Source organism: Mesorhizobium sp. M1338 (assembly GCF_040318045.1).
Taxonomy (GTDB): domain Bacteria; phylum Pseudomonadota; class Alphaproteobacteria; order Rhizobiales; family Rhizobiaceae; genus Mesorhizobium.
The window spans coordinates 146,099-166,054 of sequence record NZ_JAMYLL010000007.1 but is presented as its reverse complement, the minus strand read 5'-3'; the positions used below and the strand labels follow the sequence as shown (position 1 = coordinate 166,054).

Annotated in this window: 19 protein-coding genes; 12 read left to right on the top strand and 7 right to left on the bottom strand. The window is 64.5% G+C overall.

Translation table 11 applies throughout. The features are described from left to right. The first annotated feature begins 45 nt into the window (after positions 1-45). From trxA to NKH19_RS09995, 3 genes are all read left to right on the top strand, one after another. Entirely contained in the window at positions 46-1,059 is a 1,014-nt protein-coding gene (gene trxA / locus NKH19_RS10005) for a thioredoxin (RefSeq protein WP_352982104.1), read from the top strand. Positions 1,060-1,266: 207 nt separating this feature from the next. After that, entirely contained in the window at positions 1,267-1,938 is a 672-nt protein-coding gene (locus NKH19_RS10000) for an LON peptidase substrate-binding domain-containing protein (RefSeq protein WP_352866490.1), read from the top strand. A gap of 209 nt (positions 1,939-2,147) precedes the next feature. Beyond that, on the top strand, positions 2,148-2,393 hold the full coding sequence (locus NKH19_RS09995; RefSeq protein ID WP_352866488.1) for a Trm112 family protein: 246 nt from the start codon (positions 2,148-2,150) through the stop codon (positions 2,391-2,393). Between the two features lie 310 nt (positions 2,394-2,703). On the opposite strand, the gene NKH19_RS09990 is transcribed toward NKH19_RS09995, so the two are convergent. The 3 genes from NKH19_RS09990 to NKH19_RS09980 are packed head-to-tail and all read right to left on the bottom strand — an operon-like array spanning position 2,704 to position 8,535. Then, positions 2,704-6,057: an error-prone DNA polymerase gene (locus NKH19_RS09990; RefSeq protein ID WP_352866487.1), complete on the bottom strand. Its 3,354-nt coding sequence runs from the start codon at positions 6,055-6,057 to the stop codon at positions 2,704-2,706. Beyond that, entirely contained in the window at positions 6,054-7,532 is a 1,479-nt protein-coding gene (locus NKH19_RS09985) for a DUF6504 family protein (RefSeq protein ID WP_352866484.1), read from the bottom strand. Before NKH19_RS09985 ends, NKH19_RS09990 begins: the two co-directional genes overlap by 4 nt. After that, on the bottom strand, positions 7,474-8,535 hold the full coding sequence (locus NKH19_RS09980; protein ID WP_352866482.1) for an ImuA family protein: 1,062 nt from the start codon (positions 8,533-8,535) through the stop codon (positions 7,474-7,476). The genes NKH19_RS09985 and NKH19_RS09980 overlap by 59 nt, the downstream gene beginning before the upstream one ends. Before the next feature lie 182 nt (positions 8,536-8,717). On the opposite strand from NKH19_RS09980, the gene NKH19_RS09975 reads away from it, so the two are divergent. Continuing rightward, positions 8,718-9,140 (top strand): metallopeptidase family protein, encoded by a 423-nt coding sequence (locus NKH19_RS09975; protein ID WP_111544069.1) that lies wholly within the window; start codon positions 8,718-8,720, stop codon positions 9,138-9,140. A 70-nt stretch (positions 9,141-9,210) separates the two neighbouring features. Here NKH19_RS09975 and NKH19_RS09970 read toward each other — a convergent pair whose 3' ends face one another. Continuing rightward, complete coding sequence (locus NKH19_RS09970) at positions 9,211-9,858, bottom strand: TetR/AcrR family transcriptional regulator (protein WP_352866480.1); 648 nt, start codon at positions 9,856-9,858, stop codon at positions 9,211-9,213. A gap of 170 nt (positions 9,859-10,028) precedes the next feature. On the opposite strand from NKH19_RS09970, the gene NKH19_RS09965 reads away from it, so the two are divergent. After that, positions 10,029-10,715, top strand: coding sequence for a hypothetical protein (locus tag NKH19_RS09965; RefSeq protein ID WP_352866478.1), 687 nt, complete (start codon positions 10,029-10,031; stop codon positions 10,713-10,715). On the opposite strand, the gene NKH19_RS09960 is transcribed toward NKH19_RS09965, so the two are convergent. The 3 genes from NKH19_RS09960 to NKH19_RS09950 form a co-directional block, all read right to left on the bottom strand. Then, the gene (locus NKH19_RS09960; protein ID WP_027032001.1) at positions 10,702-10,908 is read right to left on the bottom strand and encodes a DUF1737 domain-containing protein; all 207 of its coding nucleotides are present in this window, start codon (positions 10,906-10,908) and stop codon (positions 10,702-10,704) included. The two genes, NKH19_RS09965 and NKH19_RS09960, sit on opposite strands and share 14 nt — an antisense overlap. A 44-nt stretch (positions 10,909-10,952) precedes the next feature. Next, positions 10,953-11,843, bottom strand: coding sequence for an HpcH/HpaI aldolase/citrate lyase family protein (locus NKH19_RS09955; RefSeq protein WP_352866475.1), 891 nt, complete (start codon positions 11,841-11,843; stop codon positions 10,953-10,955). A 176-nt stretch (positions 11,844-12,019) separates the two neighbouring features. Continuing rightward, the gene (locus NKH19_RS09950) at positions 12,020-13,210 is read right to left on the bottom strand and encodes an integrase core domain-containing protein (protein WP_352866472.1); all 1,191 of its coding nucleotides are present in this window, start codon (positions 13,208-13,210) and stop codon (positions 12,020-12,022) included. A gap of 366 nt (positions 13,211-13,576) precedes the next feature. Between NKH19_RS09950 and NKH19_RS09945 the strand changes: the two genes are divergently transcribed. The 7 genes from NKH19_RS09945 (at position 13,577) to NKH19_RS09915 (ending at position 19,953) form a co-directional block, all read left to right on the top strand. Beyond that, positions 13,577-13,732 carry a hypothetical protein gene (locus NKH19_RS09945; RefSeq protein ID WP_352982103.1) on the top strand — a complete coding sequence of 52 codons (156 nt, stop codon included), beginning with the start codon at positions 13,577-13,579 and terminating at the stop codon, positions 13,730-13,732. A 211-nt stretch (positions 13,733-13,943) separates the two neighbouring features. Beyond that, positions 13,944-14,636 (top strand): response regulator transcription factor, encoded by a 693-nt coding sequence (locus tag NKH19_RS09940; RefSeq protein WP_352866468.1) that lies wholly within the window; start codon positions 13,944-13,946, stop codon positions 14,634-14,636. After that, on the top strand, positions 14,627-16,228 hold the full coding sequence (locus NKH19_RS09935) for a sensor histidine kinase (RefSeq protein WP_352866466.1): 1,602 nt from the start codon (positions 14,627-14,629) through the stop codon (positions 16,226-16,228). The genes NKH19_RS09940 and NKH19_RS09935 overlap by 10 nt, the downstream gene beginning before the upstream one ends. A gap of 28 nt (positions 16,229-16,256) precedes the next feature. Then, entirely contained in the window at positions 16,257-17,423 is a 1,167-nt protein-coding gene (locus NKH19_RS09930; protein ID WP_352866463.1) for an NAD(P)/FAD-dependent oxidoreductase, read from the top strand. Between the two features lie 217 nt (positions 17,424-17,640). Further along, entirely contained in the window at positions 17,641-18,246 is a 606-nt protein-coding gene (gene leuD, locus NKH19_RS09925) for a 3-isopropylmalate dehydratase small subunit (protein WP_352662390.1), read from the top strand. 73 nt (positions 18,247-18,319) lie between these two features. After that, the gene (locus NKH19_RS09920) at positions 18,320-19,237 is read left to right on the top strand and encodes an Ivy family c-type lysozyme inhibitor (protein WP_352866462.1); all 918 of its coding nucleotides are present in this window, start codon (positions 18,320-18,322) and stop codon (positions 19,235-19,237) included. 332 nt (positions 19,238-19,569) lie between these two features. Then, positions 19,570-19,953, top strand: a complete 384-nt coding sequence (locus tag NKH19_RS09915) for a RidA family protein (RefSeq protein WP_352866459.1) — start codon at positions 19,570-19,572, stop codon at positions 19,951-19,953. Positions 19,954-19,956 lie beyond the last annotated feature (3 nt).

Below are 19,956 nucleotides of genomic sequence, written 5' to 3'. Positions count from 1 at the left end.
GTGGCGTCTAGCTGCCGGCCGGCCGCGCCATGGAAGGGTAAAGAGATGAGCGACAACAATCCGTTTGGCGGCCCCTTCGGGGGCAATGGCGGCCAGTACACCACATCGGTGCAGTATGGTGGGACCGCCCCCGCGCCGGCGAAAGTCGCGCTTGGCGATGCGCCCGCTGCTCCCGGCGCCCCGGGTGCCAATGTCATCAAGGACACGACGACCGCCGCCTTTGCCGCCGACGTCATCCAGGAATCGCGCCGCCAGCCGGTGCTGGTCGATTTCTGGGCGCCCTGGTGCGGGCCCTGTAAGCAACTTACGCCGCAGCTGGAAAAGGCGGTCAAGGCCGCCGGCGGCAGGGTCAAGCTGGTCAAAATGAACATCGACGACCATCCCTCGATCGCCGGCCAGCTCGGCATCCAGTCGATTCCCGCGGTCATCGCCTTCAAGGACGGCCAGCCGGTCGACGGCTTCATGGGCGCCATCCCCGAGAGCCAGATCGCCGAATTCATCACCAAGGTCGGCGGCAAGGGCGATGGCGCGCCGCCGGTGGCCGAGGCGCTGGCCGCCGCTGCGCAAGCGCGCGAGGCCGGCGACATGCAGGGTGCCGCCGACATCTATGATGCCATCCTGGCGCAGGCGCCGGAGACGATCGAGGCGATCGGCGGCCTGGGCGAGCTGCTGTTCGAGGCTGGTGACGTGCAAGGCGCCGAGGCACTTTTGGCAACAGCGCCGGAAGCCAAGAAGGATGCGCCGCCGCTGGCCGCCCTGCGCGCCAAGATGGCGGTCGCCGCGCAAGCGGCCGCGCTTGGCAATCCGGCCGAGCTCGAGCGGCGCCTTGCCGAGAACCCCAACGACCATCAGGCGCGTTTCGATCTGGCCATGATCCAGAACGCCAATGGTGATCGCACCGCGGCGGCCGACAATCTGCTGGCCATCATCAAGGCCGACCGCGCATGGAACGAGGACGGCGCCAGGACGCAATTGCTGCAGCTGTTCGAGGCCTGGGGCATGACCGACGAGGCGACGCTCGCGGCGCGGCGCAAATTGTCGGCGCTGCTGTTTTCCTGAGCCGGTTACCGGTTGTTTTGCCGCACGGGCTTGGCGTCGGCGATGACTGCGCCAGATTAATGCATGTCGCCCAAAAGTAGTCCCGGCTTTGGGAGAACGACATGCATGAAACAAAGAGATGGAGCGGTTGGGCGTTTCCGTGAAACGGTGAGCTGCTCTGGGATAAAGAATTGACGCGCTTCTTGGTGGCGCGATCGGAGGAATGAGGTGCAAGCGGGAAACGCGCATTACCGGCTCGCCAAGCATTTGCCGTCGACGATCCCGATCTTCCCGCTCGAGGGTGCGCTTTTGCTGCCGGGAGGCCGCATGCCGCTCAACATCTTCGAGCCGCGCTACCTGCAGATGGTGGACGAGGCCATCACCGGTTCGCGGCTCATCGGCGTCATCCAGCCCAGTCTCGACGGCGCCTTGCGCGACGACGGCGAGCCGGAGCTCTGCAATGTCGGCTGCGCCGGGCGCATCATCGCCTTTTCCGAGACCGGTGACGGCCGCTATCTCATTTCGCTGCAGGGCGTGTGCCGGTTCCGCATTGCAAGCGAATTGACGGTCAAGACGCCGTTTCGACAGGCCAAGCTGGCGCCCTTCCTCGCCGATCTCGATGAGGATCAGGCGGCCAACGAGATCGACCGGCCATCGCTGCTCAAGGCTTTCCGCGCCTATCTGCAGGCCAACGACCTGGAGGCCGACTGGGAAAGCGTCAGCCGGGCCGAAAATGCCATGCTGGTCAACGCGCTGTCGATGATGGCGCCCTACGGACCGGCCGAGAAACAGGCGCTGCTCGAAGCAGCCGACCTGAAAACCCGGGCCGAGACGCTGATCGCCATCACCGAAATGGCGCTGGCGCGCGAGAATGAGGATTTTGGTTCGAGCCTGCAGTAAGGTGTGCCGAAGGACGCAGTGCAGCGGGTTAATTGTCAATGGTGGTGCTGCCCCTCATCTGCCTGCCGGCATCTTCTCCCCGTGAAGAACGGGGAGAAGGGACTTGGCCGCAACGCTGGCGATCCCCTCTCCCAGTTCTTCACTGGGAAAGGGTAGGGTGAGGGCAGCGCCAACGTTCGGATAATCCGAGGCTAAAGAGGACGGACCGAATGGCGGACGGACGTGACGGGAAGAAGGTCAATGTCGACCCCAAGCTGCTGGAGCTGCTGGCCTGCCCGCTGACCAAGGGGCCGCTGACCTGGGATCCGGAGCGCGGTGAGCTGGTCTCGCGGGTTGCCAAGCTCGCCTATCCGGTGCGCGACGGCATCCCGATCATGCTGCCCTCGGAAGCGCGGACGCTCTCCGTGGAGGATGTGCTGGCCCCGCCGCCGCCTCGCTTGGGCGGACCGGGTTGAGGCAGAGGGCCTCTCCCTTCGTCATCCCAGGGCGGAGCAGCCGCGCAGCGGCGTCGCGAAGACCCTGGGATCCATGCCGTGACGCACATGACACGCGAAGGCGGACCAAAATCGAGTGCTTCTTCCCTCGAAGTTCAACGCGACTCGCGGCACGGCGAGGTGGCGGCTACGCGGCATGAGTACCATTCTGGACCGTGGCATTCTTTGGCCGATGTCGCGGCATGGATCCTCGGGTCTCCGCGACGTCGCTTCGCTCCTGCTCCGCCCGTGGATGACGAAGGTAAGGATGAGCGCGGCGGTAAGGAGCTGCCTACTGAAAATTCCGCCCCTTCGGCATGACCTGTTCCGCCTCTTCCGACAGCGTCGCGATGTCCTGCCGGATCGGCGCGTTGCCTATGGCGGGGCGGCCGGAGCGATCCGGACCCCTGGCCGCGCGCTCCGGAGAACCGACAACCGCCGGTCCAGCTTCGCTGACCTTCTCCAGAAGCACGGTCAGCCAGGGCGTCAGGTCCTCGACCTTTTCCGCGACGATGTGGACCACACCCGATTCCGACTGCAATTTCCCGGTGACCCGAACGAACCGCGCGCCCATCACGATCGGCCGGTAACGGTCAAAGGTTCTTTGCCAGAAAATGATGTTGGCGACGGCCTTGTCGTCTTCCAGCGTCAGGAAGATCGCGTTGCCCTTGCCGGGGCGCTGCCGCACCAGCACAAGCCCGGCGACGGAGACCCGCCGGCCGTCGCGCACGTTGGGAAGGTTCGCATTGGGCGTGATGCCGGCGCGGTCGAGGCGCTCGCGCAGGAAGGCGACCGGATGCGCCTTCAGCGACAGGCCGAGCGAGCGGTAGTCGTGGATGACATGCTCGCCGAGCGGCATTGTCGGCAGCTTCGTCTCGGGCTCCAGTTCGCGCAGGCGGAGCGCCGGCTGGTCGAACAGCGGCAGCCTTTCGGCGGCGCTCTTGCCGTCGAGCGCGCGCACCGCCCACAAGGCCTCACGACGATCGAGGCCAAGCGAACGGAAGGCGTCGGCCTGCGCCAGCCTCTCGATCTCGCCGACATCCAAGCCGGAGCGCAGCCAGATATCCCTCACGGACTCGTAGCCTGAACCGCGCCGCTCGACGAAAGCGTCCATGCGCTCCTTGGAAAGGCCTTTGATCTGCCGGAAGCCGAGCCGCAGCGCATGATCCGTCTCGATGACGCCGCGCATCTCGGCATGGCGCGCGAGGATGCGGGCCGGATCGAAAGGCGCCTTCTCCAGCGTGCAGTCCCAGACCGAGAAATTGACGTCGACGTCGCGGATGTCGACGCCATGGTCGCGCGCGTCGCGCACGAGCTGGGCCGGCTGGTAAAACCCCATAGGCTGCGAATTCAGGATCGCTGCGCAGAACACGTCGGGATAGAAGGTCTTGAACCAGCAGGAGGCATAGACCAGCAGCGCGAAGGAGGCGGCGTGGCTTTCGGGAAAGCCGTATTCGCCAAAGCCTTCGATCTGCTTGAAGCAGCGTTCGGCGAAGTCCTTGGTGTATCCCTTGCCAACCATGCCGTCGATCATGCGCCGGCGGTAATTGCCGATGGTGCCGGTGCGCTTGAAGGTGGCCATGGCGCGGCGCAGTTCATCGGCCTCGCCCGGTTTGAAACCGCCCGCGACGATGGCGATCTTCATCGCCTGTTCCTGGAACAGCGGCACGCCAAGCGTCTTGCCGAGGATCGCCTCCAGTTCCGGTTTTTGATATTCGGGTTTTTCCTTGCCCTGCCGGCGGCGCAGATAGGGATGGACCATGTCGCCCTGGATCGGGCCCGGCCGGACGATCGCCACCTCGATGACGAGATCATAAAAATTGTCCGGCTTGAGACGCGGCAGCATCGACATCTGGGCGCGCGATTCGATCTGGAAGACGCCGAGCGTGTCGGCGCGGCAGATCATCTTGTAGACCTGCCTATCCTCCGGCGGCAGGGTGGCCAGCACATAGGGCTGCCCATACGGGTCCCTCGCCTTCGGATAATGCTCAGTGAGCAAGGTGAAGGCGCGTTTCAGGCAGGTCAGCATGCCGAGCGCCAGCACGTCCACTTTGAGGATCTTCACCGCGTCGAGATCGTCCTTGTCCCATTCGACCATCTTGCGCTCGTCCATCGCCGTCTTGACGATGGGCACGATCTCGTCCAGCCGGTCCCTGGTGATGACGAAGCCGCCGACATGCTGCGACAGGTGGCGGGGAAACCCCATGATCTCGTTGGCGCGTTCCAATACATGCCGCGACACTGGATCGGCACGATCGAGGCCGCCGGCGCGGGCCTCTTTCTCGCCAAGCTCCGAGGTGGACCAGCCCCAGATCGAGCCTGACAAAGACCCTCGGACATCTTCCGAAAGCCCCATTGCCTTCGACACTTCGCGCAACGCCGAGCGGCCGCGATAGCTGATCACGGCGGCGGCCAGTGCGGTGCGCTTGGTGCTGTATTTCGTGTAGATGTACTGCATGACGATCTCGCGCTTCTCATGCTCGAAATCGACGTCGATATCCGGTGGCTCGTTCCTCTCCTCGGAAATGAAGCGCTCGAAAAGCGTGTCGATCCTGTCCGGGCCGACTTCGGTGATGCCGATGCAGAAGCAGACGATCGAATTGGCGGCCGAACCGCGCCCCTGGCAGAGAATGTCCTGGCTGCGGGCGAACTTGACGATGTCATGGACGGTCAGGAAATAACGGGCGTAGTTGAGGCGCTCGATCAGAGCCAGCTCCTCCGCGATGCGCTTGGTCACGGAGGCAGGCACACCTGCAGGATAACGCTCGGCAGCCCCCTCCCGCGCCAGCCTTTCCAGTTCGGCCTGCGGCCCGAGACCCGATTCCGTCGGCTCGTCGGGGTAGTTGTACTGGAGGTCGCTCAGCGAAAACGTCAGCTCCTGCGCAAAGCGCAAGGTCTCGGCCAGCGCCTGCGGATGCCTGCGGAACAGGCGCGCCATCTCCATTGGCGGCTTCAGGTGGCGTTCGGCATTGGCGGCCAGTTGCAATCCGACCTCGGCGACGGGCGTGTTGAGGCGGATCGCGGTCAGCACGTCCTGCAGCGGGCGCCGTTCGGCGGTGTGGTAGAGAACGCCGTTGGTCGCCATCAACGGGATGCCGGCGCTCTCGGCAAACGCAGCCGCCTGCTCGATCCGGAAACGGTCATTGCCGGCATAGTCGGGCGAAACGCCAAGCCGCAGGTTCCGACCGAAACGATGCTTGAGGTCTCGAAGCAAGGCGAGACTGTCTTGCGGCCCCGCCGACAGATCGGGCAGGACCGCCAGCGACATCAGATCCCCCCATTCGAGGAGGTCGCCGCGCTGGAGAAGGGTGGCGCCCTTTTCACTTTCGTCGCGCAGGTTGGCCTGAGTCAGCATGCGGCACAGGTGCCCCCAGCCCTTGCGGTCCTGCGGATAGGCGAGAATATCCGGCGTGCCGTCGCCGAAAACCAGCCTGCAGCCGGGATGGTAGGAAAGCTTTTCCACCTTGGCCTGCTGCCAGGCTCGCACCACGCCAGCCACCGTGTTGCGGTCGGCAAGCCCGATCGCGGAAAAGCCCAAAAGCTTGGCGGCGACCACCAGCTCCTCCGGCTTGGAGGCGCCGCGCAGGAAGGAGAAATTCGACTGGATGCCGAACTCGGCATAGGGGATGACGGTCAGCGCGTTCATGCGAAGACCCCATGCAGGAACCAGCGCGGCGGGACCTGCGAGGCGCCGCCGTAGAGACCTTGCCGGTAGAGCCAGTAGCGGCGGCCGTCGGCATCCTCGATGCGGAAATAGTCGCGCGTCGATGCCAACTCGTCGCTGGGCGCCTCGCGCCACCATTCCGCCGCGATGCGTTCCGGCCCCTCGGCCCGCGTCACCCGGTAGAGCGCGCGCCGCCAGCGGAAGTTCAGCGGCGGTCCCTCGGGCATTTCGGTGGCCGGCACATCGATGGGTTCGGGCGAGCGGAACAGCCGGATCGGCCGTTCCGGCGGGAAGATGGTTTTTGGCGCCTGCAGCCTGTCCGGCCTTTTCGGCGGCGTGGTCCGGCGCGGCGCTTCGGTGAAGGGGATGGTGGCGACGGCACGCTCCGGCAGATGGCTTTCGACGACGACCGGTTGCAGCACCGCGCCATCACCAAGCCGGGCGCGGATGCGGTCGGCGAACAGCGCGATGTCGGCGCCGTCGTCGATCACCTCGCCGGCAAGGTCGGCCTGCTGCATGTCGAAAGCGGCTGATGTCAGCACCGAAAGCCGCACCAGATCGAAGCCATAGCCGGCATCGATATCCTGTTCGAGCGCGGCCAGCCGCTCATGGAACAATTTCTGGATCAGCATGGGCTCGCGCAGCGGCCGCGAGGTGCCGAGAGCGATGCGGCTGACGGCGCCGTCGACGCGAAAGAGCAGCAGCGCCAGCGTCCTGGCGCCCTCGCCGCGGCGCTCGAGGTCGATCTTCAAGGTCGTCGCCAGCATGCCCACCAGCCGTTCGATGTCCTCGGTCAGGGTGACGGGCTCGGCGAGATGGCGTTCGACCGAAAGCGGCGCGACGGGAAGGCGCGGCGACACCGCCTCGTCGAGACGGCCAAGCGCCTGGTCGAGGCGCAGGAGCAGCAAGGCGCCGAAGCGGCGGGCGAGCGGCGCGCGCGGTGCCGCCATGACGGCGCCCGCCGTGCGCAGGCCGACGCTTTCCAGGCTGGCGCGGGTCGCCGGCTCGATGCGCAGTGCGGCCAGCGGCAGGGGTGCCAGCAGCGCTTCCTCCTCGCCGCCATCGACGATGCGGTCGCCGGCAAACCGTGCCGCCGCCCAGGCCGCCCCCGGTGTCGCGGCAAGCCCGGCGCGGACGTCGAAACCCTGATGGAAGAAACGCGACAGGATGTCGTCCAGCATGGCGCGCTCGCCGCCGAACAAATGGGTGCAGCCGGTGACGTCGAGGAACAGGCCGTCCGCCCCGTCCAGCGCCACCAGTGGGGTGTAACGGTCGCACCAGTCGGCAAGGCCTTCGAGCAGGCGGCGGTCGGCCTCCGGATCGGCCTCGACGATGTCGATCGACGGATGCATGGCGCGCGCATCGGCAATGCCCATGTCGCGCTTCAGGTGCAGCGCCTCAGCCCGCTCGTCGAGGGCCGAGATGCGCTGCGCGTTGCGGTCGCGATGGCTGATCACGAGCGGTGGGTGAGATGGCGGCAGGTGATCCGACGGCCGGGAACGCCAGGACCGCCCCAGACGCTGCCGCAGGATCCTTTCCACTGCCAGATAGGGAAACCACAGAGACAGGATTCTTTGCCCGGCCTCTCTCTTCGCCCCTTCTCTCTTCGCCCGCTCTTTCGTCGAATGCGCGTTCATCGGGGTTCCACTCCAGTGTGAATTGTCCAGGCAAGGCCGTGCGGCTCTTGCCGATGGTGAGGGTGAAGGCCGGGTGGCCGATCGAGCCGGCGAGCGGCCCGGCGATGGTGTCGCGTGGTGCTGCCGGCGCCGAAGCGACGATGAGGCGGACGGGGGCCGCCGTCGGCTCGGGCTCCGCCGCCTGCCGCAGCAGGAACACCGGGCGGCCGGCACCTTGCGCCTTTGCATGCAGCCGGCGCGTCGCGGTCAGGTCCAGCCGCCGCGGATTGCCGCGGATTTCAAGAATGACAGCCGCGAGCGCCGTCATTCGGGCTGCTTCCTCGGCGACCCAGAGCGCATCGACAAGTTTTGGCGCCTCGGAAAACAGCAATTGTTCCGGCTCGATGCCGAACGAGGCATGAAGCCCCCTGGCATAGGGAAAGCCGGCTTCGCGGAAGATTTCCGTGGTGCCGATCCACAGCACCGGCAACCCTGGCGTCCGCTTAAGGATCAGGCTGGTGAGCGAAAGGGCGAAGCCGGCGACGGCCCCGGCATCGCGGGTTTGTGTGCCATGGATTTCGCTCAAGGCTGCCTTCGGCAGGCCGCCGCTCAGGGCGGCATCGAGACGCTCGACGCCGGTGGGAAGGTACGCATCCGGCAAAGCCGCGGCAATGCCGCGCCGGACGATAGTGCGGTCGGTATTGGACGTGACATCCGTGCTGACGTCAGCATCAAGGGGCGCGCCAACCGGCGCCCGCAGGCGCTCGGGCAGCGTTCCCTCGATTTTCGCGATCTGGCGGCGCAGGGCAAAAACAGTCTCCCGCGCCACGGCGGTCATCGCCATGACGGTCAGCTTCCACTCACAATTGTTCCTGTTATGTTCCCTAGGATTCCAGAGGGGGCCGGAAGAGTCAAGCGGAGTCATGGGGAATTTATTCCTCTCCACCTGATGATGCAGGCACATCGGCCCGTTCATTTGCCGATTCCGGTGCGAAAGCCTATATGCCCGGGATCAAAGGACAAAGCATGGCCCGCATCTACAAGACCCGCACCTGGCACGACGAACTCTCGCCCTCGATGGAGGAAATGGAGTTCCTGGCGCTGGAGGCGTATGCCCATCTGCCGGAGGATTTTCGCAAGCTGACCGGCGAGATCGTCATCCAGATCGCCGAGTTCCCGACCGACGAGATCATGGACGATCTATCGCTGGAGACGCCCTTCGACCTGCTCGGGCTGTTCGAGGGACGCGGCATCGCCGAGCGCTGGAATCCGCAGACCGGCGAAGGCCCGAACCGCATCACGCTCTACCGCCGCGCCATCCTCGACTACTGGTCCGAGAACGAGGAAACGCTGGGCGACATCGTCACCCACGTGCTGATCCACGAGATCGGCCACCATTTCGGACTGTCCGATGACGACATGGAGAAGATCGAAGAGGCGGCGGAGTAATTGATTCCTACGCCGCGTGAACTGTCCATTCCTCTCGAGTCGGATCAGAACCCAGCGGCGGCAAAGGCCTCTAAGATCTCGATTCAGGCAGGTTGGTCATCCGGCTGATGAAAAGATGCAGCGCCTTGCGCACGGCGAGCGATGGCGCCTCGGACGGATGCCACAGCGGAAAATGACCATCAACCGCCATTCGTGCCAACCCATAGACAAATGCACGAGCGGCAAGAACCAGATGATCGAAGTCCGTGTTCGCAGCCAACCGACCCTGTTGTTGCGCCTGGGTCAGCAGGTCGATCATCTTCCGGCGAATGGCTTCATTCTGACCCCGAAGACTGTCCGACCCGTCGAAATCAATCAGCGTTCGGGAACTGATGATCTGGAAATGCGTGGGATTGGCAATCGCCCATTCCAGATAGCCTTGTCCGATTGCTTCGAAGGCCACGACGGGATCCGCGCTGTCGACTTCTGAAAGTGCATTGGCGACGGCCTCTGTCAGCCGGCTCATGGCCTGTTCGGCGACCGCGGTCAGCAGCGCTGTTTTCGACTGAAAATGCCGGAAGGGCGCGCCGGGGGAAACGCCGGCCCGCTTTGCGGCTTCGCGCACGCTCACATTGTCGGGGCCGCCTTCCTCGACAAGTTGAATTGCAGCATCGATCAGCGTGTCTCGCAAATTGCCATGGTGGTAGCTGGCGCGGCGAGGCGTCTTGGCTTCTGCCATCTCGTTCCCTTCGTTCGGTAGAACTGCTTCACGCGTCCGTAGCATGATTCCGCAATTTATGTAATCACCGTTTACAACTCCGGCAAGAGAATGTAAGCAGCGATTACAGATGGGATCGGAACAGGCCCGCGGTCTTCGCGGCCGCCGTTTTCCCAGATGAGGAGACGACCATGCTCGCCACAACCGCCGAACCCCGCCGTCCGCAATCGCTCATTTCGCTTCAGAGGCCAACCGAAGGACCTCGGCACGAAGAGAATTCCACGACTGTCCGGTCGAGCGCGGCTGTGCCCAGCGCTACGCTCTATCGGCTTGCTTCCGTCGCCGGGGTGGGAAGCGCGCTTATTCTTCTGGTCAACGCGGCTAAACGCAGCTCGCTCATCGCGACCACCGATCTGACGCAACTTCTGGCGCCAGTCGCCGAGATCTTGGCGCTTGGTCTTGTCGTAGGCCTGTTTCTTGCATTTGGCCGGCGCGCGGGCCTGTTCGGCACGGTCGCTTTTGTCGTCAACTTCGTGGCATTGGCAAGTTTGGTCGGCGTGGAAGTGGTGATCAATCTCGTATTTTCGAAACTTCCGCCGACAACCATCATCGACCTGCGCGCCGGGCCTCTCGGGCTGGCTCTGGTCGTCAGTTCAGTTCTTTTTCTGCTTGGGACGCTCGCGTTTGTAATCTCCCTTGTCGTTGCAAGAGGCGTGCCGCGCATTCCACTCGCTCTCTATTTCATTGGCGCGGTGCCTATCGCGCTCCGTGCGTTCGTGCCGGAGTTGGCTCTTGACCTGGGCTTGGTGACGCTTGCGGCGGCGATCGCCTGGCTGGCCGGGTGGCTGTGGATGCGAGCGCCGACTACCAGTCGCTGAGCTTGGTGTCCGGTCCGTATTCCTGTCCATCGATATCCTTCACGACGGCCTGGCCGCAGCGCATCGTCTTGGCCTTCTTATCGTAAGCATAGGTCGGCGAGCCGAACAGGTGCCAGCCCTTGTTCAGCGCCGCCGTCACCTTGTGGCAGAAGCTGGCGTCGTCCGGGCCGGTCAGAAAGCGGTAGAGTTTCATAGGGTGATTCCTGTCGTGAGTAGCCCGCAAGCATAGGGCTGATATCATGCGTCGATGGCGGCTGCCTTCGCCAGCAGTTTTTCGGCCTGCGCCAGGTGCAGCCGCTCGACCATCCTTCCGTTCAGCGCAATCACCCCTTTGCCGGCATTTTCGGAAAGCTCGAAGGCCTCTTTCACCGAGCGCGCCTCGGCCACCGCCCCGGGCGACGGTGCAAAGGCCCGATTGGCGGCTTCGATCTGGGCCGGGTGGATAAGCGATTTGCCGTCGAACCCCATGGCCGCGGCTTCCGTGCACTCACGGGCGAAAGCGTCGAGGTCGCGGAAATCGTTGGAGACGCCGTCGAGCATGTCGATGCCGCCGGCGCGCGCGGCAAGCAGCATCTGCATCAGCCAGGGCACGAGATAGCGCCGGTCAGGTGTGACCAGCACGCCGGTCTCCTTGACCAGATCATTCGTTCCGGCAACGAAACAGTCAAGCCGCGAGGCCGGATCGCGGCCAAGCTCGGCAATGGCGCCGATGTTGAGCATGGCCTTGGGCGTCTCGATCATCGCCCATAGTTTCACCGCATCGGGGGCAAAATTGTCGTCGAGCACGTCGCCGACTTCCAGAATGTCGCGCGGCGTGTCGACCTTGGGCAGCAGGAGGCCGTCAGGCTCGCATTTGGCCATGGCAAGCAGATCGTCGGCGCCCCATTCGCTGGACAGCGCGTTGACGCGCACGATCATCTCGCAGCGGCGGCCAATATCGTTGACAACCGGACGTTTGGCCAAAATGCCCGCCAGTTTTTCGCGGGCGGCGATCTTGTCGGCCGGTGCGACGGCGTCTTCGAGGTCGATGATGATTGCGTCGCTGGAAAGCTGCGCGATCTTGGCTAGCGCCTTGTCGTTGGAGGCCGGGATGTAGAGTACGGAGCGGCGCGGGCGGTAGGTTTCCATGGGTGATCTATGCCGCGTGCGGTTGGTCGAGGCAAGCGCCGGAGCAATGGATCAGGTGAAGTTTGCGCGGGGTCAGCCAATCGTCAAGATCAGCGCTGCCCCTCATCTGCCTGCCGGTGTCCAGCCGATAGATGGGTAACAGTTTGAACCGGATACATAGGTAACAGTTTTCCCCCTTATGATTGGTTCGTCGGCGCGCCAAGCGGTTTGGTTGGCGCGGCGCGGCGACGAACCAGTTTCGTGTGCTTGTGGTCGATGAAGCCGAGCGGATGGGCATAGAAGCGCATCGCCCATTCGCCGTTCTCGGTCTCTTCGATGGCAACCGGCTCGCCTGCCAGCGTGGCCGAGACGTAGATTTCGGCGCCCTGCCATTTGACGGCGCCGTTCTGGCGCACGCTGCGCACCGCCGCCTCGGCCGGATAATCCGGCTCGGGGGTCGTCTTGGGCATGGGACGGGTCGAGGGACGGTAATGCTGTGCTGGGGTGTCCATGCCAAGCGCCTCGTGCGGGCGCTCCTCATTGTAGCTGCGCCGGAAGGCCTCGAACGCCTGGGCTTGAGCCGCCCTGTCGGCCTCCGGTGCCTTGGCCATCGGCAGCATGGTCAGGTGGAAACGCTCATGGCGCCCGTTCTGCTGCGGCTTGCCCGGCTGGATGCGCTCAAGGGCGATGCCGAGCTTGATGAAGCGCGCCGCAAGCGGCGTCAGCCCGGTGACGCCGGTCGACGCAAATGGTGAGCCATTGTCGCTTCTGAAGCGATCCGGCAGGCCGTTCTCCTCAAACAACCGCTCAAACACCGGCCAAGCCTCCTCATCCGCCGTCGAACTCGTTGCCTCGAGCCCCAACAGGTAGCGGCTCGACACATCCATCACCGTCAGCGGTTCGCAGCGCCACTGGTCGCGGGTCCGAAACCAGCCCTTGTGGTCCCCGGTCCACACCGCGTTCGGCTCCGAAGCTTCCGGCCATGGGCCATTGCCTGCCGCCTTCCAGCGTTTGCGCCTGCGCCCCACAAGTCCATGCCGCTTCAGTATCTCACCAGCCGTCGAGACCGCTGGCCAGCCGCCGCAGGGCTCCGCACGCTTGAGCCTGGCAATGATCTTCTTGGGCCCCCACAGCGGATGCGCCTCTTTCATAGCCACGATCCGCTCCACCACATCCGCGGCCGTCGCCCGGCCGTGATTGAGCGGCGCACGCGGCAGATCATGCAGGCCCACCGGCCCAAGCTCCCGGTAGCGTTCAAGCCATTTGTAGCCGGTCTTGCGAGAGATCTCGAAGGCCGCACACAATTGCGTCATCGTCTCCTCGCCAGAAAGGCATTCCACCACAAACCGAAGCCGTTCATCCATGAGTACAGTCTCTCGCCAAACCATCGCCGGTCCTCCCGGCGAGGAAGAAAACTGTCACCCATCTAATCAGTCCATTCTGTTACCTATCTATCCGGTTCGGACAACTCCCTCAACTCCCCGTATAGTGGCGGGGAGAAGGACGCTCTCACCGTCGATTTCGCCAATAGCCAACCTTGCGGAAAAGGCGCCAGCGCTGCGGCCAGCCCCCCTCACCCCGTTTACGGGGAGAGGATGCCGGCAGGCAGGTGAGGGGCGGCGCCAACGTTTGGAAAGGATGTGCGCAGCGCACCAGCCCTGAAGCGCAGGCCCTGCACGAAAACTGCACACGCTTGCGGAAAACCTCCTCGGATCCGCCCTGCCGTTTCCCTGCCGGCCTGCGAGACAGGCGGCATGCACAAGCGAGCAAAACCCCGTCTGCCCTACCGGCTGCGCAACGAGGGCTGGTGGCTGGTCGATCAGCCGCGCGCGACGGCGATCCTCATTCCCTTCGCCCGCAAGAGCCCGTCGGCAATCCGGCTGGGAGCCATCAGGAAAGCCAGGTCATGACATCGTTGTTCGCTGCCGCGCCGAGCTATTGCAGACGCTTCGGTATCGCCATCCTGCTGGTCGCGGCAGCGACGAAGGCTGGCATCGTACCCTCCAGCAGAACTGGCGGGCCTGGAGCTTTCGCGACTGGCGGCTGCTCGGGTATCTCGACAGCAAGGGGCCGTTCGTGGTTCCTCACCGTATCGAACCTTACCTGCCGGGCCGCTGATCGATGCCGCATCACATCCTCGTCGCCGACGATGATCCGCATATCCGCGAGGTGATCTGCTTTGCGCTGGAAAAGGCCGGCATGCGGACGCAGGCGGTGGCCGACGGTGCCGCCGCTTTGCAGGCGATCGGACGGCGAGCACCTGATCTGATCGTGCTCGACATCGGCATGCCTGAGATGGACGGGCTGGAGGTCTGCCGGCGGCTGCGGCACACATCCGATGTGCCGGTGCTGTTCCTGTCGGCGCGTGACGAGGAGATCGACCGCATCCTCGGCCTCGAAATGGGCGGCGACGACTATGTGACAAAACCGTTCAGCCTGCGCGAACTGGTCGCTCGCGTCAACGTCATCCTGCGGCGCGCCCGCCCGGCGTCGCCCCAACCGGCCGACGACAGGCAGTTCGCGCAGGGCAAACTGGCCCTGGTGCCTGCCAGCCATGCCGCCAGCTTCGACGGTAAGCCGCTTGCCCTGACAGGGATAGAGTTCTCGATCCTGAAAGGGTTTCTGGCGCGGCCGACGCATGTGCTCGACCGCGACGCGGTGATGGCCAGTGCCTATGCAGGCAACATCCATGTCGCCGGCCGCACCGTCGACAGCCATATCCGCAACATCCGCGCCAAGCTGGCGGCGGTGGGTTGCCTGGATGTCATCGAGACCGTGCATGGCGTCGGCTTCCGGCTCGGCCGATGCGGCTGACGACTTCGCGAAAATGGATCGGCCGCAAATGGCGGCCTCGCCTCGCCACGGTCGTCGTCGCCATCCTGATCATGGTGATGGCCTTGCCGCTGGTCGGCCTGTTCTTCTTCCGGCTCTACGAGAACCAGCTGATCCGCCAGACCGAGGCGGAGCTGATCGCGCAAGGGGCGGCCATCGCCGCCATCTATGCGCGGGAAGTGCGCGACGCCGGCATTGCATCGGACAAACTCGGCGCATCGATGCCGCGGGCGGGTGGGAGTTCAAGCCGAAGTGCCGATCTGGACCCGCTGTACAGGCCGATCGAGCCGCGGCTCGATCTGGCCTCCGACTATGTACTTCCCACCCGGCCGGCGGCCGTGGCTGCAATCGCCGATCCCGCCTTCGCGGCGATCGGGGTACGCCTGTCCGGCGTTCTCGACGCCACGCAGAAAACCACGCTGGCCGGCTTCCGGCTGCTCGACCCCCGAGGCGTCGTCATTGCCGGACGCGGCGAGGTCGGGCAGTCGCTTGGCGCGGTCGAGGAGGTGCGCGAGGCACTCAGCGGCCGCCACGCAAGCGCGCTGCGGCTGCGCATCCCCGACCAGCCGGCGCCGCCGCTCTATTCGGTCAGCCGGGGCACCAAGGTGCGTGTCTTCGTCGCCTTGCCAGTGGCCGTCGATGGCAGGGTCGCCGGCGTCGTCTATGTGTCGCGGACGCCCAACAACATCATAAAACATCTCTATGGCGAGCGCGGCAAGGTGACGTTGGCGGCCATCGCCATTCTCGGCGGCACGCTGCTCATCGGCCTGGTTTTCCTGCGCACCGTCAGCCGGCCGATCTACGCGCTGATCGACCGCACCGAGCGCATTGCAGCCGGTGACCGCGAGGCGATCCAGCCGCTCGACCACCACGGCACATACGAGATGGCGGAGCTGTCCGCAGCCTTCCTCGATATGGCCGAAAAGCTGCAGGCGCGCTCGGACTCCATCCAGACTTTTGCCACCCATGTCTCGCATGAGCTCAAATCGCCGCTGACGGCGATCCAGGGCGCGGCCGAGCTGCTGCGCGATTCAGGCAGCGCGATGGACGATACGGAGCGGCGGCGTTTCTCAAACAACATCGTCACCGACGCGGGGCGGCTGAATCTGCTGGTGCGGCGCCTGCTTGACCTGGCGCGCGCCGAAAACCTTGCGCCGAGCGGCGAAAGCACCTCGATTGGCGCGGCACTGGCGCTGCTTCCCGTCGACAACAGGCTGGCGGTTCGCGTCGAGGCCGGCGGCGATCTGGCTTTGCGCATATCGGCGGAGAACGCGGCAATCGTGCTTGCCAATCTCATAGACAATTCCGCCAGGCACGGCGCGACGCAGGTTTCGGTCACGGCAGCGGGCGCCGGTGGCAAGGCAACCATTCAGGTCGATGACGACGGTGCCGGCATTTCGCCGAGCAACCGGGCGCGCATTTTCGAGCCATTCTTCACCACGCGGCGCTCTACCGGCGGCACCGGCATGGGCCTCGGCATCGTGCTGGCCCTCCTGAAAGCGCATGATGGTATGATCGCGCTGGTTGACTCCGAGCGCGGCACGCGCTTCGAGATCATCTTGCCGGTCGCGTGAGGACGCGGGCAGAGGATCGGAGAAAAACGTGCGCTACGACATCGTCATCATCGGCGGGGCCATCGTCGGATCCTCGGTCGCCTATTATCTGCGCGAGGAAGGGTTTTCCGGCTCGATCGCCTTGATCGAGCGCGATCCGCGGTTCGCCCACGCGGCAACGACGCTGTCCATGGCCTCGATCCGCCAGCAATTCTCGATCCCCGAAAACATCCGCCTGTCGCAGTTCACGCTAAAGCTGTTCCGGCGGCTGAAGGAAGAGTTCGGCGCGGACGCCGATATCGGCTTTCGCGAAGGCGGCTATCTCATCCTGGCCGGCGAGGACGGCTTGCCGATCCTCAAGAGCAATCACGAGGCGCAGATGGCCGAGGGCGCCGACATCGTTCTCGAGGACGCGGAGCAGCTGGTGCGCCGCTTCCCGTGGCTGTCGGCCGAGGGCATCACCGCCGGCGCCTATGGCCGGACTGGCGAGGGCTGGTTCGACGCGCACGCGATGCTGATGCTGTTCCGCAAGGCGCTGCGCGAGAAGAAGATCGATTTCATCACCGCTGATGTCACCGGTATTGCGCGCGACGGCAACCGCGTTACCAGCGTCAGCCTCGACAATGGCCAGACGCTGGAGGCCGGCATCGTCGTCAACGCCGCCGGGCCGAACGCCGGCAAGGTCGCTGCGATGGCCGGGCTGGCGCTGCCGGTCGAGCCGCGCAAGCGCAACGTCTTCGTTTTCGAGGCGCGCGAGAAATATGCCGACATGCCGCTGTTGGTCGATCCCTCCGGCATCTATGTGCGCCCGGAAGGCTCGGTCTATCTCACCGGCGGGGCCGAACCGGAAGAGGGCGACGGCCCGGCCGCCCCCGGGGATTTCGAGGTCGATTGGCCGCTGTTCGAAGAGGTGATCTGGCCCGTGCTGGCGACCCGCATTCCAGCCTTCGAAGCGATCAAGCCGACGCGGGCCTGGGCCGGCCACTACGACTACAACACACTCGATCAGAACGCGGTGATCGGCCCGCATCCCGAGGTCGGCAATTTCCTGTTCGCCAACGGATTCTCCGGCCACGGCCTGCAGCAGGCGCCGGCGGTCGGCAAGGCGCTGGCCGAGCTGATCGTGCATGGGGGTTATCGCACGGTGGATTGTTCCGCGTTCGGCTATGACCGGATTGCGGAAGGGCGGGCGTTCCGGGAATTGAATGTGATTTGAGCGAGGTTGCGGAACGGAACCTGTTCCGAAGCGATCCTTCCCATCTCAAGCTGTTGCAAGTCAGGTGATCCCTTGCGGCCGAAAACCGGAGCCAATTTCGGGTGACATCCATCGTGGCTTGCGCCACCGCGCACAAACAGTTGCCTTTTATTTGCCGCCGGCTTTGTGTAAACCGGCGTCAGCAAATTCCCCCGCAACGAAAATACGGGCAAAAGCCATGGAAAAATTCACCAAGCTCACCGGCGTCGCCGCTCCGATGCCGATCGTCAATGTCGACACCGACATGATCATCCCGAAGGATTATCTGAAGACGATCAAGCGCACCGGGCTCGGCACCGGCCTGTTCGCCGAAATGCGCTACAACGACGACGGTTCGGAAAATCCGGATTTCGTGCTCAACAAACCGGCCTATCGCAAGGCGCAGATCCTGGTCGCCGGCGACAATTTCGGCTGTGGCTCAAGCAGAGAGCACGCGCCGTGGGCGCTGCTCGACTTCGGCATCCGTTGCGTCATCTCGACCTCGTTCGCCGACATTTTCTATAACAACTGCTTCAAGAACGGCATCCTGCCGATCACCGTCAGCCCAGAGGATCTCGAGAAGCTGATGGACGACGCGTCGCGCGGCTCCAACGCCACGGTGTCGGTCGATCTCGAAGCCAAGGAAATCCGTGGACCGGATGGCGGCGTGGTCACGTTCGACCTCGACGACTTCAAGCGGCACTGCCTGCTCAACGGGCTCGACGACATCGGCCTGACCATGGAGAAGGCCGGCGCCATCGCTTCGTTCGAGAAGAAGAACGCCGAACAGCGCCCGTGGGCCTGAGCGGCACGCTCCGGGCGGATAGGCCCCGGCCGCTTTCAAGCCGGGTTCGTTGCGACTGAGTGGAGGGACGGTCATGACTCGTTCGCTTCTTGCCGGCACCTGCGGGCTGGCGTTTCTTCTGCTGACTGCCGTGGGCCACGCCCAGACACAGACGCCCGCCGCGTCGGCGGCCGAAAAGCCTGCCACGGATCAGGGGACAGACGCCGCCGACGCTTCGGATGACGACAAACAGGCGCCTGTGCCATTCGAGGGCGGCCAGCTGACCATCACCCAACCGGAGCAGGACGGTGAGAAGGTGCTTGCCTTCGACGGCAAGCAGCTGGCCACCAACTATGACGTCTTCTTCGACAGAATAGTCGAGGTCGGCGGCGTCAAGGTGGCGCTGTTCGATGTCGGCGATGGCGGCAATCAATGCGGGCCGGCGACAGTGATCGTCTGGAAGCCGGAAGGCGGCACCATCCAGAGCACCACCGTCGAACAGGACCAGTGCGGTGCGCCGCCATCGGCGGTGTCCGACAACGCCATCTATTTCGTGCCCTATCTGTTGCCGGGGGATCAGAAGCCGGCCTTGCAGTGGTCGCCGACGGACGGGCTGACGATTTCGGGCAATCTGAGCTATATGCCGGAACCCGGCACGGACTGGAAGGACATCGATCCGGAAAAGTACCAGAACATCATCGATGCCTTCCACAACGAGGCTGTCTACAAGGAAGCCGAAAAGCTGCTGGGCAAGGACATGCCCGACATGGCGACCAGCCTGCTGGTCGGCGGCGGCACGGAAAAGACAGCGTCGGGCGCCTTCTACGCCAGCGGCTGCGTGCCGCATGACTGCGGCGGCAATGACGGTTTCATGGCGGTCGACCCGGCCAAGCACAAACTCTATTTCGCCCGCCGCGGCGACAATGGCGAGCCGAACGCCTGGCCGCCGGTGGCGACATGGCCGGCCGATGTGAAAGAGGCGCTGGACAAGGCGCAGGGGTCGGCGAATTAGGTATTTTGCGCGACGGCGGCCGCACCGTCGTCGTGTTGCGGAAAGGAATTGTCCGCCGCGATCCTTCACACCCCCCTCTGCCCTGCCGGGCATCTCCCCCGCAAGGGGGGAGATTGGCAGCTTCGGCGCTCTGCCATCTCTGCAACGTTGGTAATTGGCGAAAGCATTCATGATATGCGATCTCCCTCCTTGCGGGGGAGATGGCCGGCAGGGCAGAGGGGGGTGCTGCCCCGCCGGCATCGAGGTTTGCACCGCCGATCCCTCTGCGTTGGCCCATGGCCGGACCGGCATCTTGCCTGCAGAATGGCCGCCACAATTCTGTGAGGACACCCATGCGAAAACTGATCTCCACCGGCTCGCCGTTCGAAAAAACCGCCGGTTATTCACGCGCGGTGGTGCAGGGCGATTGGTGTTTCGTGTCCGGAACGACCGGCTACGACTATGCGACGATGACGATGCCGGATACGGTCGAAGCACAGACGCGCAATTGCCTGGCGACGATCGGCAAGGCGCTTCATGACGGCGGCTTCGAAATGGCCGACGTGGTGCGGGCGCATTACTACATCACCGACCAGGCCTTCGTGGATATGGTCTTCCCGATCCTCGGCGAGACGTTCGGCGACATCAGGCCGGCGGCGACGATGATCGTCTGCCAGCTCAACAGACCGGAAATGAAGATCGAGATCGAAGTGACGGCGCTGCGGCGCACGGCATGAAAG